Here is a 14,376-nt window from a genome sequence, read left to right on the forward strand (position 1 = left end):
ATCAGATCTTATTTATTCTTGTTAACCCATACAATAAACAAAAACGAACAAGCTAGCCGCAAGATGTTGATTCGCGCTTAATCAAGCGGGATTTTAAGATGTGGTTTTCATTTGGTTCAAAATACTTTTTTTCTAATATTTTGAATAAAATACCAGCTGCTTCTTTTCCAATTTCAAAAGCAGGCTGCTCAATTGTTGTAAGGGATGGATTTAAAAGAGGTGCAGTATTAAGATTGGAAAAACTTATTATTTTTAGATCTTTCGGGATATTTAGATTTAACTCGCGAGCAACATAATAACAGGGCAAAGCAAGCTCCTCGATTGAAGCAATAACAGCGTCTGGCTTCTGGTTCGATACCATGGCTTTTATATTTTCATAATTCTTGCTGGTATCTTTGTCGTAATGAACAATCATCTCATCAGTATAAAGCATATTGTACTTTTCTAAAGCCTTCAGATATCCGGCAAACCTATTTTTACCGGTCACCAGATTATTAAGTGCAAACAGATAGGCAATCTTTTTACAACCACATTCTATTAGATGACAAGTTGCATTGTAAGCACTTTCATAATCATCTGTTGTTATTTTTACGGCATCTATATCTTCAAAAACCCTATCAAAAAAAACAACCGGTATTTTCTTAACCAGCTCTTTAAAATGCTCATTATTATTTGTATTACTCGACACAGAAATCAATATTCCATCTACTCTGCCGCTTAACAGGCTATCAGTAAAAGCAATTTCTGTATCACTGTTTTCGTGGGTTTGATAGATCAATACATGATAATCGCGTTTCCTGGCTATTTCTTCAATCCCGTTTATGGCCAGCGAGAAGAAATTATTAGCAATCTCTGGAATAATAACGGCTATAGTTTTTGTTTTATGACTACGGAGGTTACTTGCAGATGGATTACGTTCATATTTTAACTTTTTAGCGAGGTCCCAAACCTTTTGCTTGGTTTCCAAACTAATTTCATAACTGTCATTTAATGCTTTTGAAACAGTGGCAATAGATATATTTAACTCTTTAGCTAGCGTTTTTACAGTTACAGTTCCCTTCATTTACATTTAAATTTGAAAGTTTTTGCCAATAACGGTGGGGTTTTTACTTAAACGTATTCGTAAATAAAATGCCTGCTTAATCTCAGATTTAATATTTTTATATACAGCTTTGATAAGTAAGACCACCTAAGGTTTTGCTTTTAACCAAATGTAATATAATTAATTTAACTCATTTATATGAGGGAAACTGATTTAGCGCAAACCAAATATGAATCATCTTGACATAGCCGATTATGTAGTTTTCTTTATTTATTTTATCGCGATAGCGGCCTATGGCTATTACATTTATCATAAGAAAAAAACCACATCCAGTAGTGCGAAGGATTTTTTTCTGGCAGAGGGTTCGCTTACCTGGTGGGCTATTGGGGCCTCATTGATTGCTTCAAATATTTCTGCTGAGCATTTCATTGGGATGTCTGGTTCTGGCTTTGCACTGGGACTTGCCATTGCTTCTTATGAGTGGATGGCAGCCGCAACACTGATCATTGTGGCTATTTTTATCATCCCGGTATACCTGAAGAACAAGATTTTTACCATGCCGCAATTCTTATCAAAGCGGTATAATGATCAGGTAAGCACCATTATGGCTGTATTCTGGTTGTTGGTGTATGTTTTTGTGAATCTTACTTCTATCATTTACCTGGGTGCATTAGCCATCTCTTCTATATCACCCATTAGCTTTGAGTGGAGTATTGTGGGGCTCAGCATCTTTTCTATGGTGGTCACTTTAGGGGGAATGAAAGTTATTGGCTATACCGATGTGATTCAGGTACTGGTCCTGATCTTTGGCGGTTTGATTACCACTTACCTTGCACTTTCTTTACTTTCCAGGGAATACGGATTTGGTGAGGATATTTTTAAGGGTCTGTCTATCTTAAGGAAGGAGGCTCCAGATCATTTTCACATGATATTTGATTCATCTGATAAATACTATAAGGAACTGCCGGGGTTGTCTGTACTAATTGGCGGCATGCTGATCAATAATCTGGCATACTGGGGCTGCAACCAGTACATTGTACAGCGTGCATTAGGTGCCGATTTAAATACGGCACGTAAGGGTATATTATTCGCAGCATTTTTAAAATTACTTGTACCGGTAATTGCCGTCCTTCCCGGAATTGTGATGTATGTGCTTCACAGTAAAGGCTTATTTGCTACAGAAATGTCGGATGGAGGTGTATTGAAACCTGATCATGCTTATCCAACCTTAATGAATTTATTGCCGGCAGGTTTAAAAGGCGTCGCATTTGCTGCCCTTACAGCGGCCATTGTTGCTTCATTGGCAGGTAAAGCAAACAGTATATCTACAATTTTTTCGCTTGACATTTATAAAAAATACTTCAACAAAACAGCCTCAGATAAAAAGATGGTTAATGTTGGTCGATGGGCGGTTGTGATTTCCATGCTGGTTGCGGCAATTGTAACACCATCCTTAAAATCACTTGATCAGGCTTACCAGTTTATCCAGGAATATGTGGGTTTTATTTCGCCGGGAGTACTGGCTATATTCTTGCTGGGCTTTTATTGGAAACGCACCACAACTGCGGCAGCTATGACGGGAGCACTGATTACAATTCCACTTTCAACTGTGTTAAAGTTTCTTCCTGTCTGGACAAATGGCGCTTTTCCGGATTATCCTTTCCTCGACAGAATGGCTATTGACTTTGTAGTCATTGTGATTCTAATGATTGTGATCAGTTTGAGCAAGCCTCAAAAAATTGCCAGTGAAAATGCAATTGAAGTGGATACCTCTATGTTTAAGATCAGCACTAGTTTTGCCATAGGCTCTATTCTTATTATGGGCATACTTACTGCTTTATATACAGTGTTTTGGTAAAAAAAATAGAATAAATAATTAACTATAAAAAATTAAGCATTATGAAAGAGTCAAGAAAAGAGGAACTATCTCCATTGTCTAGCCTCGATGTGTGGGAGGACGATGTATTAAAAAGATATCCGGAACCTGGTGTTCCTGAAAAAAAGAAAGAAGAATTTAGAAATTACGATAGCCCGGAAAATGATTCAGTACGCGAATTTTATCGTTTGAATCACAAGTACCAAACTTATGGAAATGTACTTGCAAAAAAAGCTAACTTTTTACAGTTTGATAAAAAAGAGATGCCATGGTGGGCCGCAATGGAATACCTGAATACATTAATTGATGATTCAGATCCCGACACATCACTTGATCAGTTACAACATCTATTACAAACTGCCGAAGCGATCCGTGCCGACGGACATCCGGATTGGTTTGTGTTAACCGGGTTTATACATGACCTTGGTAAGGTGCTCTGCCTTTTTGGAGAACCTCAGTGGAATGTTGTTGGTGATTCATTCCCAGTTGGCTGTAAGTTCTCTGACAAAATTGTGTATCCTGATTTCTTTTCAGACAACCCTGATAGTACAGATGAACGCTACAACACGAAATATGGGGTGTATACGCACCAATGTGGACTCGACAACATCCATATGTCATGGGGACACGACGAGTATCTATACCACATCACTAAAGATTACCTGCCGGAGCCTGCTTTATACATGATTCGCTATCACTCCTTTTACTCACAGCACCGTGAACACGCTTACGATCACCTGTTAAACGCTCACGATCAGGAAATGTTTAAATGGGTTGACAAGTTTAACCCTTACGATTTATATTCGAAAAGCCCTAAGCCTCCCGTTGTATCAGAACTTAAACCTTATTACGAAGATCTGATCGCCAAATACTTACCAGCAACGGTTAAACTTTAAACCAGCTGGTAAGTTATTTAAAAGAAGGTGTCCAAAAGAGTACTTCTATAGTACTCTTTTGGACACCTTCTTTTTTCTTTTTAACCGGTTCCTTCTTTTAATCCGGATTGCAATCGTCTCTTTTAAAAAAGATTGTGTATCAGTATCTTTATAAGAAATTAACTCATCTTAACCAGATACTCGAACTATGAAAACTAAGGCTGTTCATATTATAACAGGTATTTTTATTTGTGTTCTGCTCCACCTTTTCAACATTTCACCAGGTTGCTCTCAGACGCTTGCCAAACAAAATCTAAGTCAGATCATTGCTAAACTTAATACACAAAACGACAGTCTTTCGATAGAAAAACTTTACTTGCAAACCGACAAACCTACATATCTGGCTGGCGATACCCTGTGGTTCAAAGCTTATTTACTGAATGCTTCCTTTCTAACCTACTCAAATAAAAGCGCGGTCCTTTACCTGGAACTTTCAAATGATAGCAATCGGCTTATTCAACGAGTTATGGTTCCCGTAAACGGTGGAATGGCAAGCGGCTATATAGGATTAGACGCAGATATGACGCAAGGTGGGTATACCTTAACAGGATACACCAATTGGATGAGAAACTTTGATGAGAGTTATCTTTTTAAGAAACACTTTTATGTGGGTACCAATGCCGGATCGGAGTGGCTGATCAATTATAATGCACATTTAATAAAGGACAGCAGCAAAGACAAAATTGAAATGGGCTTAAAGATCACCCAGTTCGATAAAGCTCCTGTGGGGTTAAGAGAAATGCAGTTGAGTATTTCCGATGGTAAAAGAACATTGTTTAAAGACAAAGCTGAAACAAGTTTAGACGGCGCTTTAAAGTTAAGTTTCGATTTGCCTGATAAGGCTGACTCAAAAAATATCTCGCTTGTTGTCCACGATTTACGTAAAAGTCAGGGCAGTCGTAAGATTTCGATTCCAGTTATACTAAACAGGCCAGAAAAAGTAGACCTACAGTTTATGCCCGAGGGCGGAAAGCTGGTTGCAGGTCAGCAAACTAACATCGCCTTTAAGGCCTTAAACGAAGATGGATACGGAGCAGCTGTGTCAGGCAAAATTTACAACAACAAACAGCAGGAAATTACTTCCTTTACAGCTACACATTCAGGAATGGGCGTATTTAGTCTTGTACCTGAAAATGCGGAAATTTACACTGCCAGAATACAATTACCTGACGGGAAATACCAAACCTATCAACTCCCATCTGTTGAAAGTAGCGGCATAACCTTAAATGTAAACAATCGATTTAAAAGTGATTCATGTGATATAACACTTACACCCACCCCAGATATTGTTGCTGCCGATAAAACTTATTACCTGGTTGGTATGGCCAGAAATGTAGTTTGTTGGGGTGCATTGGTTAAATTCAATAAAGGCCCGTTTCAATTTACTTTAAATAAACAGGTCTTTCCAAGTGGTATAGTTCGCCTAATTTTAATGAACGAAAACAAAGTGGGGCTGAATGAACGTATGTTTTACAACGGTCGTGATGATCAGTTAAATATTCAATTGGAATCAGATAAATCTGAGTATCGGCAAAGGGATAGCATTTCTTTAAATATTAAAGTAACTGACAATCATGGTGAGCCCATACAAGGCAGTTTTTCTCTTGCAGTAACAGATAACGGACAGGTTAAAACAGACAGTATTGCAGAGCGCTCACTTGTAAGCCACATGCTATTAACTTCGGACTTAAAAGGTAATGTAGAAGGTCCCGGTTATTACGACGATGCTGCAATTCATCCTGAAAAATGGCAGCATCTTAATCATTTGCTGATGGCGCAAGGTTGGGCCGGTTACGATTGGAGTCAGTTATTTAAGCCGGTTAAGCCATTGGTCTATCCTGCTGAAGAGGAATTTTTAATAAAAGGCAAAGTTACCAATGCCTTCAATAAACCAGTGGCGAAATCTGCAATTACATTATTCTCAAAAAACCCATTACTTGTGCTAGAGAGTATTACTGACGATAATGGAAATTTTATTTTTAAAGGGATTGCTCCGATTGATACCCCTGCGTACTTTATAAGCGCTAAAAACAAGAGAGGAAAAAGCTTTAATGTTGGCATTGAAATGGATGAATTTAAAGCTCCTGTTTTCTCCCCAATTACCAATTCGATTGTGCCATGGTTTGTAAATATTGACACCGGCACCTATTTAGCTGTTAACAATCGGGTGGCTTTAAAAAAAGAACAATTGCGTGTTACCGGAGGTAATTTGCTTAAAGAGGTAGTTATTAATGCAAAAAAGGTTGTTAAAGGTTCCAAAAACTTAAATGGCCCTGGCGGTGCAGATATTATCATTGATGAAGGACAACTAAAAAAAGCCGGCAGAACTACACTTGGCGACCTCTTACGTAAGAACGTTAAGGGGTTCGGAATTAGAGTTAGCAAAACCGGCGAAACTTATTATAGTGTGTACACCACATTGCTTCACCTGGTTATCGATGGTGTAAATACTGAGTTTTTTATTTCGCCGGAAACACCACGATACCAATACCTCAAAGATATCTTTGATTATTACGATGCTGAAGAAATTAAAGGGATAGAAGTAATGGTGAGTGGCAAATATCAAATGAATTATACCAGTACTTACCTCAAACCACTAGATGTGCCATGGGACCATTCCTTTATTGAAGTAACTACCCGGGGTGGAAAAGGCCCTTTCCTAAAGAAAAGCGTTGGCACTTATCTATATAAACCAATGCCATTTATCACTTCAAAGGAGTTTTATAGTCCAAAATATACTGCAGGTAATATCACTGATATGTCGGATATACGTTCAACAATATATTGGACGCCAAATATCATTACGGACAAGGATGGCAAAGCAACAATTGGGTTTTATGCAGCAGATAATCCAGGAACTTATACCGTGATTGTTGAGGGAGCCGATTTACAAGGACACCTTGGTGTTAAGAGAAAACGGATCACTGTTAAAAGATGTCAGAATTGCCCACCACCCGCAATAGCTCCTTAGATACATTCTACAAAAAAAGCCCATTTCAATTAAGAAATGGGCTTTTAAATTTTGCTCCCTCTGCTGGGCTCGAACCAGCGACCCTCTGATTAACAGTCAGGCTACACTAGTATATCTTTATTTATATTTGTTTTTATATACGCTGTAATTCAAATAGTTATAAATATTTTACTTATCTTTATTATGTGATATTTGTACTTAATTTGACAATTTGTGTGCAAATTTTGTGCAAATGAACTCCAATTAAAACCTATTACTCTAATGAAAGAAGCAACAATTTCTCTCTATCATGACACAAGAAGGGTATTGGATGATGGAAATTATCCTGTCAAACTGCGTGTTTATTTTGGTATTGCCAAACTCTTTGAGACGGGCTCATCTCTAAGTAAAGAAGAATTTGAGCGTGCTTATAATGAACCTAGACCTCGTGGGCGCTACAAAGAAATACAAGTGGAACTAAAAGCTATTGAATCAAGAGCAGCAGAAATCATCAAAAATCTCCCCTCCTTTTCATTCGATCGATTCAAACGGGAGCTTTACAGGAATAAAACTAGTGTAAACAACATCATTGATCACTATAATGATTATATCACCGAATTAGGAAATTTAGAAAAGGAAGGAACTAAATCCAACTATCAATGCAGTATCAATTCAATTAAGTCCTTTGTTAATCAAGGGCGCAAAAATCCTGTAACTCAAATCGGGTTTGACAAAATTAATCCCTCATTCTTGAACAAATACGAAAACTGGATGATAGAAAGCGGCAATTCCAGAACTACTGTAGGAATTTATCTACGACCTCTACGCAAGATATTTAATGCGGCAATTGAGACCAGAGATATTGCCCCTGAACTTTATCCTTTTAAGCAATATAAAATCCCTACCGGGAAAAACACTAAAAAAAACCTGGAATCAGATGTATTGAAATCCCTATATACAGCTGATTTGCAGAATGACTGTCATCAGGAGAAAGCTAGAGACTTTTGGTTTTTTAGCTACCAATGTAATTGCATGTTTCGGCGATAATGGCCACACTTTCCGCATTTAAACTGACAATTGCTTTCGCTCGAACTTGATCACCATCTTTCGGGATAAAATGGCCGTTTCGGTGTCGTTAGGCAGATGTTTCCCTATCTTCTCGTCCGTGAGGTTTGATCGCGACCACCAAATTGCGGCCTCAGGAGGCTTATCTGTTCGGTTGATTAGGGAGAACTCCATTCAATTCTTTTTGTGGCTGAGAGTAGCTTATATAAAGCCGGATGAAAATGTCGAGTCGATACAGTATTGCGTATAGAAAAAGTTGATGGGTTATATTTGACTTTCAGTCGAGATAATTTTTTACCAAGGTCCGGCAATCGTTCATCTGGCCATTTTGACCCGAAATGAATCGGCCACTTTAAGTGAAATACCCACTTTGAAACACAACTGATGGCTTCAATCACCTTTTATTTGCCGCTCAATCCTAGACCCTTTCGGAGTCGAGCACCACAAATTGGTTTGTAAGGTTTGCCTGTCCCCCCTTTACGGTGGACCTACCACCATCTTTTTAACAGCATGTATTCGGCAATGAACACTTCAAGCTCACTAGTCGGTAAGATATAATACAGGATTTTCGGCAATTCCTAATTGCCATTTTCTCTTCAGTTTTATTTTCCGATTACAACATTACAAGTAGCTTGTAAAAGCGCGGTTTTTTAAATAGATTACATAATATTTTTTAACATGACCTTATCTAAATTAATGCCTCAATTGAAAACTAACATCGCAATTAAGAATTCCGGTTTGTTTTTCTATTTAATTTGTGTATTCTATCTTTTGGTTGCATTCAAGAGTTCAGGGTATCATCAGGAAGATGAACACTTTCAAATTATCGAGTTCGCTAATTATAAACTAGGGCTAATCCCTGATTATAAGTTGGCTTGGGAATTTCCTGCACAAATAAGACCCACATTGCAACCTGCTATTTGTTTTGCGTTGTTTAAACTTTTTGGATATTTTAATATAACAAATGGCTATGACCTAACCTTATTGTTGAGAATTTTGACCGCAATTTTCTCACTGGCCACTATCAGGGTCTTTATAAATCAATACAAGGTTAATCTTACGGACAATCTTCATTCATACTTTGTCTTCATTTCATATCTATTGTGGTTCATACCATTTATAAGCGTAAGGTTTTCATCGGAAACCTTGTCTGGTTTATGCTATATCATAGCACTAACATTAATACAAAATTCAAAGCTGAAAGATCAAACAAGCAAGTATTTTTTAGTTGGGACTCTGTTGGGATTTTCGATATTATTTCGGTATCAGTCTGGCCTTTTATGTCTTGGAATATTTGCTTGGCTTGTTTATATAAAAAAACTCAACCTTAAAACCCTGCTCACATTTTGCTTATCCATTGTTATAATTCTTGCATATGGAATTTTGATTGATAAATGGTTTTATGGTGAATTTGTGCTCTCAATTTATAATTATTTTTATGTTAATCTTGTCGAAGGGGTTTCCTCTAGATTTGGAGTTTCACCTTGGTATGAAATAGTTCTTTATATTATAAAGTCTCCTGGTCCTATTGGAATTTTAATTTTCCTTTCATTTTGGGTGATTTTACGATATCACCAGACCAATTTGTTGCTTTGGTCTATAATCCCATTTTTAATTGTTCACAGTATTATTCCTCATAAGGAATTAAGGTTTCTATTTCCGATTGCTTATTTAGTGCCTTATTTTCTTGTTCTTAGTTATCAGACGATAATGGAAAAAATGTCTACTAAGTTTATAACTAGTACTTTGTTCAGAAAGCTGATTTCACTAAATAAACTTAATCCTCTTCGGTAATGTTAGTCCTTACATAGACTGGGATCCATTAAGGAATTCTTACTACAATAGCTTTGGAATCAGCAAAATTCGCGTGAATGCAAAGCAGGGCAGTAATTTACTAGCGTATAAAAAAAAAGGCATGATTAATTTACTAATTATTGACGACCAAAGTATTAATGAAGGTAGATTTAATTTTTCAGAAAGATTTAATTTAGTTGAGGTTTATCAAAATATCCCCCTTTTAACAAAAGAAATTTTCAAAATATACAATCCCGATCTAAATAATTTCGGGTTAAGGGTATACGAGTTTACTGATTAAAAAATTTAGTCTCCATTTTTTTTAATTTGGAGTATAAATCCTGTGCCTGGGTTTGTAAAGTCGTATTTAACAATCGCCTTATTTTCTGTTTTTTGCTCCCAAGGGTCAATTAAATAATAGAACTCAACTGGTTTTTCTATGAAAAAATGATTGTCAGTGAAATCTTCTAAAATGCCAGTTTTGTTTTTTTTTAAAAAGTCAATTAGACTTTCCTTTGGTAGGAAATGTTCGGAGGTTTCTATTTGATCATTGCCTATATAGAATTTTGTCGCCCTCATAGGCCTTGTGGATGTACTTAAAACAGCAATTTGTATGTAAGAAATAACGATGAAAGCAATAAAGAAAGAAAGGAGTAGCGGAATTGATTTTAATGGGTCTTTGCTGACATTATAACTTAGATAGAAAGCAATTATAATATATATTATAAGATAGTATCTAAAGGATGAAGTAAGTGTATATAAATTTAGTACTCCACAATAGCTCATAATCAAAAATACAATTATGCTATGGGAATTGTTATTAAAATCTTTATACATAAAAACTCCTAAATAAAATATAAATACAGCTGAGCAACTGAGCATCGTAATTTGAAAAACGGGAGAAATTTCGTATGAATATACTTGAAGAAATAACTTGTACGCAGAAAGCACTTCGATGAATGCCCTTCCATGAAAAATGCTGAACATTAGCAGAGACAAAGTCAATACACCCTTAATTACCAACTGCGGTATCTTTAATAGATTTATTTTGATGTCCCATAGTACGACTTTTCTAAATAGTAGAACCTCAAGATACATTACCAAAATTATTATGAAGGGGAGAGTGAAGTTTGTGACAGTATTAAAATGATCGAAAGCATATCTCATAGCTAGAAAAAGACATAGCATGTTAACGAAGTTAATCGCCAGTATTATCAGGAGAGCCTTATGGGACGAAGACCTATGGTATAATGTCCAAAATAGTAGAGCAGCAAAACAGGAAACTGATATTGATGAAAAAATTAAATGATTGTAAGTGCCAATCACATTTACCAAGAAAAAAATGATAGTCCAAAATTTGTTTTCCGCCTCCTTTTTTTGCAACAGCTCCCATAATGATAAGAAGAGTATGCTAAATAAGAACAATGTGAAGGTATTAACTTCCCAGGCTATTCTCGGCGAAAGCACATAGAGAGAGGATTGACTCAAAATGATAAGAAAGAAAATGAACCAATTTCTCTGTTTTTTTTTAATAAATGTAAATCCTAAAACTAGAAGACCAATACAATTGAAGACAACGCTGGGAATCCTCAATTGGATGATTCCCAGTCCAAAGATTTTAAAACTAAGGTCTGCTACCAACGCCTGGAGCATACCTGTATAGTAGTTCATTCCGTTCAGATTATGAATACCCACTTTACTAATTTCGTTGGCCTTTAACCCTGACCAAGCTTCATCACCGTGTAAACCGGGTGCTATTCCTAAGTTAACTGACCAAATAATTAAAAAATATAAGCAAAGTACAAGAATGAGATAGGGATGGCAATTAAAATTATTTTTTTTAGAAAACACTTGCATTTTGGTGGATTGGAAATTATGAAATGTTAGAAATATTATTAACGCTAACTCGAAATGTGAGAAAGTAATTAGCCATAAAGTTCCATCCAAAAACTACAATAACGGCTAAAGATTTACTATAATAAAAATCAAAATGCATAATATTAAGCAAAACATAGACTATTGCTGAATTGATTATAAGACCAACAATAGATATCCAGAAGAAAGAAATATATTTTTTGAGATCTATTTTTCTATTGTTGAATGTCCAGCAGTTGTTAAGTAGATAATTGTTTGTTGCAGCAAAGATAAATCCAGCAATATTTGCAATGTAAATATTTGATTTAAAATAATTTATAAAAATCCATGTAGTTCCAAAATCAATGATTAGGCCTATAAACCCTACAATTGCAAATCGAAAAATCTTGAACAGAAAAAAATTAAAATCAGTAAATTTATTAAACATGAGAGCAATGATTATAGTAATCGTTAAGTTAATTTTTTACCTTTAAAAATGCAACTGTTTTTTATCAATATAGGTCACTAAGTAATACGACATAATTTATCCATGCAATTGAAGTTTCATTTGACTACTTAGAGATAAACGCTGGGTGCGTTTCAAGTGGGAATATTTAACAAATTTTGAATATGTGGTTGAGCAAACATGTAAGTAAGCACCCGGTTTAATAGTATCAGCAAGTAGATAATAATTTAAATCGCGCATTGAGTAACTTAGTAGATAATATCTTAAATCATTTATCTTCCCGATAAATTTTTTATTTGACAATCTTATCTTAAAAAATAAAATTGATAAACAGTAGACTATTTTGCAAAGGCATCTTCTAAGGTCTTTAACATTGTTGGACTAAGCAAACCTGGTAATATAGTCGATATGCGATTATTTTTATCAATAATGACATGCATCGGATAAAAATCAACCTCAAAGGTTTTGGTATATTTTTGGCCATCCATAATATATCTTAATTTGTTCTTTCTTTTAGCTAAAAACTTTTTTATAGCCTCATCATCGTCATATCCAATAGCTAAAAAATTTACATTAGGATATTTTTTAGCTAATAATTCAATGGCTCCCAACTCATCAATACAGGGTTTGCAAGACAATCCCCAAAAATTAATATAAGTCACTTTTGCATTATGATCATTAAAATTGATTTTCTTTTTTTTGAAGTCCACCAAAGTCTTTACTGGAGAAACTTTATTTAAGTAATTAAAAATTGTATTTTTTTTTCGTTCTAACTTAAAAAGTTTATCCTCATTTACAAACCGTAAAGAGTACATGTATTTTGATGTGTTTACAGAGTCATTAAACTGATTAAGTGAAATTTCATGATCATTTGCTAAATAAAATCTTGCATTTTTTGTTTCATCACTAACTGGGCTACTTCCATGAATGACTTCGTTTCTTGAAAAAGATATAGTCGCTTTATCATTATCTATTTTTTTTTCCTGACTAACACCAGCTATTGATAGTGTAGAAAGAAATAGGAGAAAGTAGATTTTTAATTTGATCATCGGTTCTTTTTTTATACTTAAATTTAATAATAATAGTAAGAAGCAAGCAAATCTATTTGATTATATTATTTTACAATACATGGACAGTACAAGGTTGGCATGAGCAAGTCCATGTATATGAATTTGTAGTTTGATTATAAGTTCCCTTAACAATGCAGTTCGTGCATGTTCCTCTGCAAGTATAATATACAGTCGTTCCACCCCCTGAGCTACCTCCAGAGCTGCCCCCTGAATTACCTGGGTTAGGCGGATTACCAGAGCCCCCCGAACTGCCCCCTGAGCTACCACCAGAGCTACCACCCGATTCACCAGACTGTAGGTACACATTTTGAATTACTTTGATTGATTTTGAGTTATTAACCCGTGAAAGATTTCCTTTAAAGGCAACGAAATTTTTTACTATTCCTGACGAAGTTTTATAATATACAACGGCTGCATATCCCGTCCGCTCATTAAAATATTCAATGTTAGTTATTTCTATATCTGAGCTTTTAAGTTTGGGGTCATCCAACATTTGTAAGCTTGTAAATATTAAAGATCTTTCTGATCCTATTATTTCGCCACTAGGTGCTTTAAGATTTATAATATCGCCATCAGCGTTCTCAAATTTACTCTCCTTCTTACAGGAATACAAAGTAATAATCGTTATAACGATCAACGATCCTAGCGAGAAAATTATTGATCTAAGTTTTTGATTTTTCATAATTCATTTGATTAATATTTAGGGCTTGCTTCTTAATATTTTAAAATTTCACTATAGTTTTTGACATTAATCTAAATTGTTAAATGACAAACCAGTGGATAATTTCATTCTCATATAAACCAATAACAAGTGTGCGATTTGTATTTTGGTTATTTTTCGACCTTAAAAAGGCATGCTTGACATGGCCCACAGCTATACGCCACATCTCCATTACTCGCTGGAGGTCCTGTTGTTAATTTGCACGGGTTTGGTGAACATGTTCCTACGCAACTATATTTGATCGCTCCACCACCACCTGAAGTTCCACCCCCAGAGCTGCCCCCCGAACTGCCTCCTGAGCTCCCTCCCGAACCGCCTCCTGAGCTCCCTCCCGAACTGCCTCCAGATTCGCCACTCGTAGTCATCATAGTATTATTAACATTAATAAATTTTATACCTCGGTCAGTCAGGATATAAGGGGTTCCTTTGGAAATCCCATAACTACCGGTTTCTCCCTTGATTGTTTTAAATTCAACAATTGCAACAAATCCTACCTTCACTTTCTCATATTTAATTGAAGTAATCTCAACTTCAGATTCTCGAAGCGAAATTTTAGATAGCTCAGCTGCATTGATTTTTAACTGTTTTTCTGAGCCAATAGAA

General features: G+C 35.6%; 11 protein-coding genes. 5 read left to right on the top strand and 6 right to left on the bottom strand.

Going from position 1 to position 14,376, the window contains the following annotated elements:
• Window positions 1–52: 52 nt before the first annotated feature.
• On the bottom strand, window positions 53–1,063 hold the full coding sequence (locus AC1DG9_RS11395) for a LacI family DNA-binding transcriptional regulator (RefSeq protein WP_288884262.1): 1,011 nt from the start codon (window positions 1,061–1,063) through the stop codon (window positions 53–55).
• A gap of 208 nt (window positions 1,064–1,271) precedes the next feature.
• On the opposite strand from AC1DG9_RS11395, the gene AC1DG9_RS11400 reads away from it, so the two are divergent.
• From AC1DG9_RS11400 to AC1DG9_RS11420, 5 genes are all read left to right on the top strand, one after another.
• Window positions 1,272–2,900: a sodium/sugar symporter gene (locus tag AC1DG9_RS11400; RefSeq protein WP_288884261.1), complete on the top strand. Its 1,629-nt coding sequence runs from the start codon at window positions 1,272–1,274 to the stop codon at window positions 2,898–2,900.
• Window positions 2,901–2,941: 41 nt separating this feature from the next.
• Window positions 2,942–3,814, top strand: coding sequence for an inositol oxygenase family protein (locus tag AC1DG9_RS11405; RefSeq protein WP_288884260.1), 873 nt, complete (start codon window positions 2,942–2,944; stop codon window positions 3,812–3,814).
• Between the two features lie 187 nt (window positions 3,815–4,001).
• On the top strand, window positions 4,002–6,824 hold the full coding sequence (locus AC1DG9_RS11410; protein WP_337717920.1) for a hypothetical protein: 2,823 nt from the start codon (window positions 4,002–4,004) through the stop codon (window positions 6,822–6,824).
• A gap of 261 nt (window positions 6,825–7,085) precedes the next feature.
• Entirely contained in the window at window positions 7,086–7,850 is a 765-nt protein-coding gene (locus AC1DG9_RS11415; RefSeq protein ID WP_337717922.1) for a phage integrase SAM-like domain-containing protein, read from the top strand.
• A 696-nt stretch (window positions 7,851–8,546) separates the two neighbouring features.
• The gene (locus AC1DG9_RS11420) at window positions 8,547–9,662 is read left to right on the top strand and encodes a glycosyltransferase family protein (protein ID WP_477634653.1); all 1,116 of its coding nucleotides are present in this window, start codon (window positions 8,547–8,549) and stop codon (window positions 9,660–9,662) included.
• A gap of 306 nt (window positions 9,663–9,968) precedes the next feature.
• Here the strand turns inward: AC1DG9_RS11420 and AC1DG9_RS11425 are convergent, their stop codons facing one another.
• The 5 genes from AC1DG9_RS11425 to AC1DG9_RS11445 form a co-directional block, all read right to left on the bottom strand.
• Entirely contained in the window at window positions 9,969–11,519 is a 1,551-nt protein-coding gene (locus AC1DG9_RS11425) for a hypothetical protein (protein WP_337717926.1), read from the bottom strand.
• A gap of 16 nt (window positions 11,520–11,535) precedes the next feature.
• On the bottom strand, window positions 11,536–11,964 hold the full coding sequence (locus AC1DG9_RS11430) for a GtrA family protein (protein WP_430709636.1): 429 nt from the start codon (window positions 11,962–11,964) through the stop codon (window positions 11,536–11,538).
• Window positions 11,965–12,320: 356 nt separating this feature from the next.
• Complete coding sequence (locus AC1DG9_RS11435; protein WP_337717928.1) at window positions 12,321–13,031, bottom strand: TlpA family protein disulfide reductase; 711 nt, start codon at window positions 13,029–13,031, stop codon at window positions 12,321–12,323.
• 60 nt (window positions 13,032–13,091) lie between these two features.
• Window positions 13,092–13,358 carry a hypothetical protein gene (locus AC1DG9_RS11440; protein ID WP_337717930.1) on the bottom strand — a complete coding sequence of 89 codons (267 nt, stop codon included), beginning with the start codon at window positions 13,356–13,358 and terminating at the stop codon, window positions 13,092–13,094.
• A gap of 525 nt (window positions 13,359–13,883) precedes the next feature.
• On the bottom strand, window positions 13,884–14,376 hold a 493-nt coding region (locus AC1DG9_RS11445; protein ID WP_477634654.1), incomplete at its 5' end, for a hypothetical protein.

This window comes from Pedobacter sp. 05L430, from assembly GCF_056397585.1.

Coding starts and splice junctions, on each gene's coding strand:
- AC1DG9_RS11395 (WP_288884262.1), bottom strand. CDS start 1,063: ATGAAGGGAACTGTAACTGTAAAAACGCTAGCTAAAGAGTTAAATATA.
- AC1DG9_RS11400 (WP_288884261.1), top strand. CDS start 1,272: ATGAATCATCTTGACATAGCCGATTATGTAGTTTTCTTTATTTATTTT.
- AC1DG9_RS11405 (WP_288884260.1), top strand. CDS start 2,942: ATGAAAGAGTCAAGAAAAGAGGAACTATCTCCATTGTCTAGCCTCGAT.
- AC1DG9_RS11410 (WP_337717920.1), top strand. CDS start 4,002: ATGAAAACTAAGGCTGTTCATATTATAACAGGTATTTTTATTTGTGTT.
- AC1DG9_RS11415 (WP_337717922.1), top strand. CDS start 7,086: ATGAAAGAAGCAACAATTTCTCTCTATCATGACACAAGAAGGGTATTG.
- AC1DG9_RS11420 (WP_477634653.1), top strand. CDS start 8,547: ATGACCTTATCTAAATTAATGCCTCAATTGAAAACTAACATCGCAATT.
- AC1DG9_RS11425 (WP_337717926.1), bottom strand. CDS start 11,519: ATGCAAGTGTTTTCTAAAAAAAATAATTTTAATTGCCATCCCTATCTC.
- AC1DG9_RS11430 (WP_430709636.1), bottom strand. CDS start 11,964: ATGTTTAATAAATTTACTGATTTTAATTTTTTTCTGTTCAAGATTTTT.
- AC1DG9_RS11435 (WP_337717928.1), bottom strand. CDS start 13,031: ATGATCAAATTAAAAATCTACTTTCTCCTATTTCTTTCTACACTATCA.
- AC1DG9_RS11440 (WP_337717930.1), bottom strand. CDS start 13,358: ATGTGTACCTACAGTCTGGTGAATCGGGTGGTAGCTCTGGTGGTAGCT.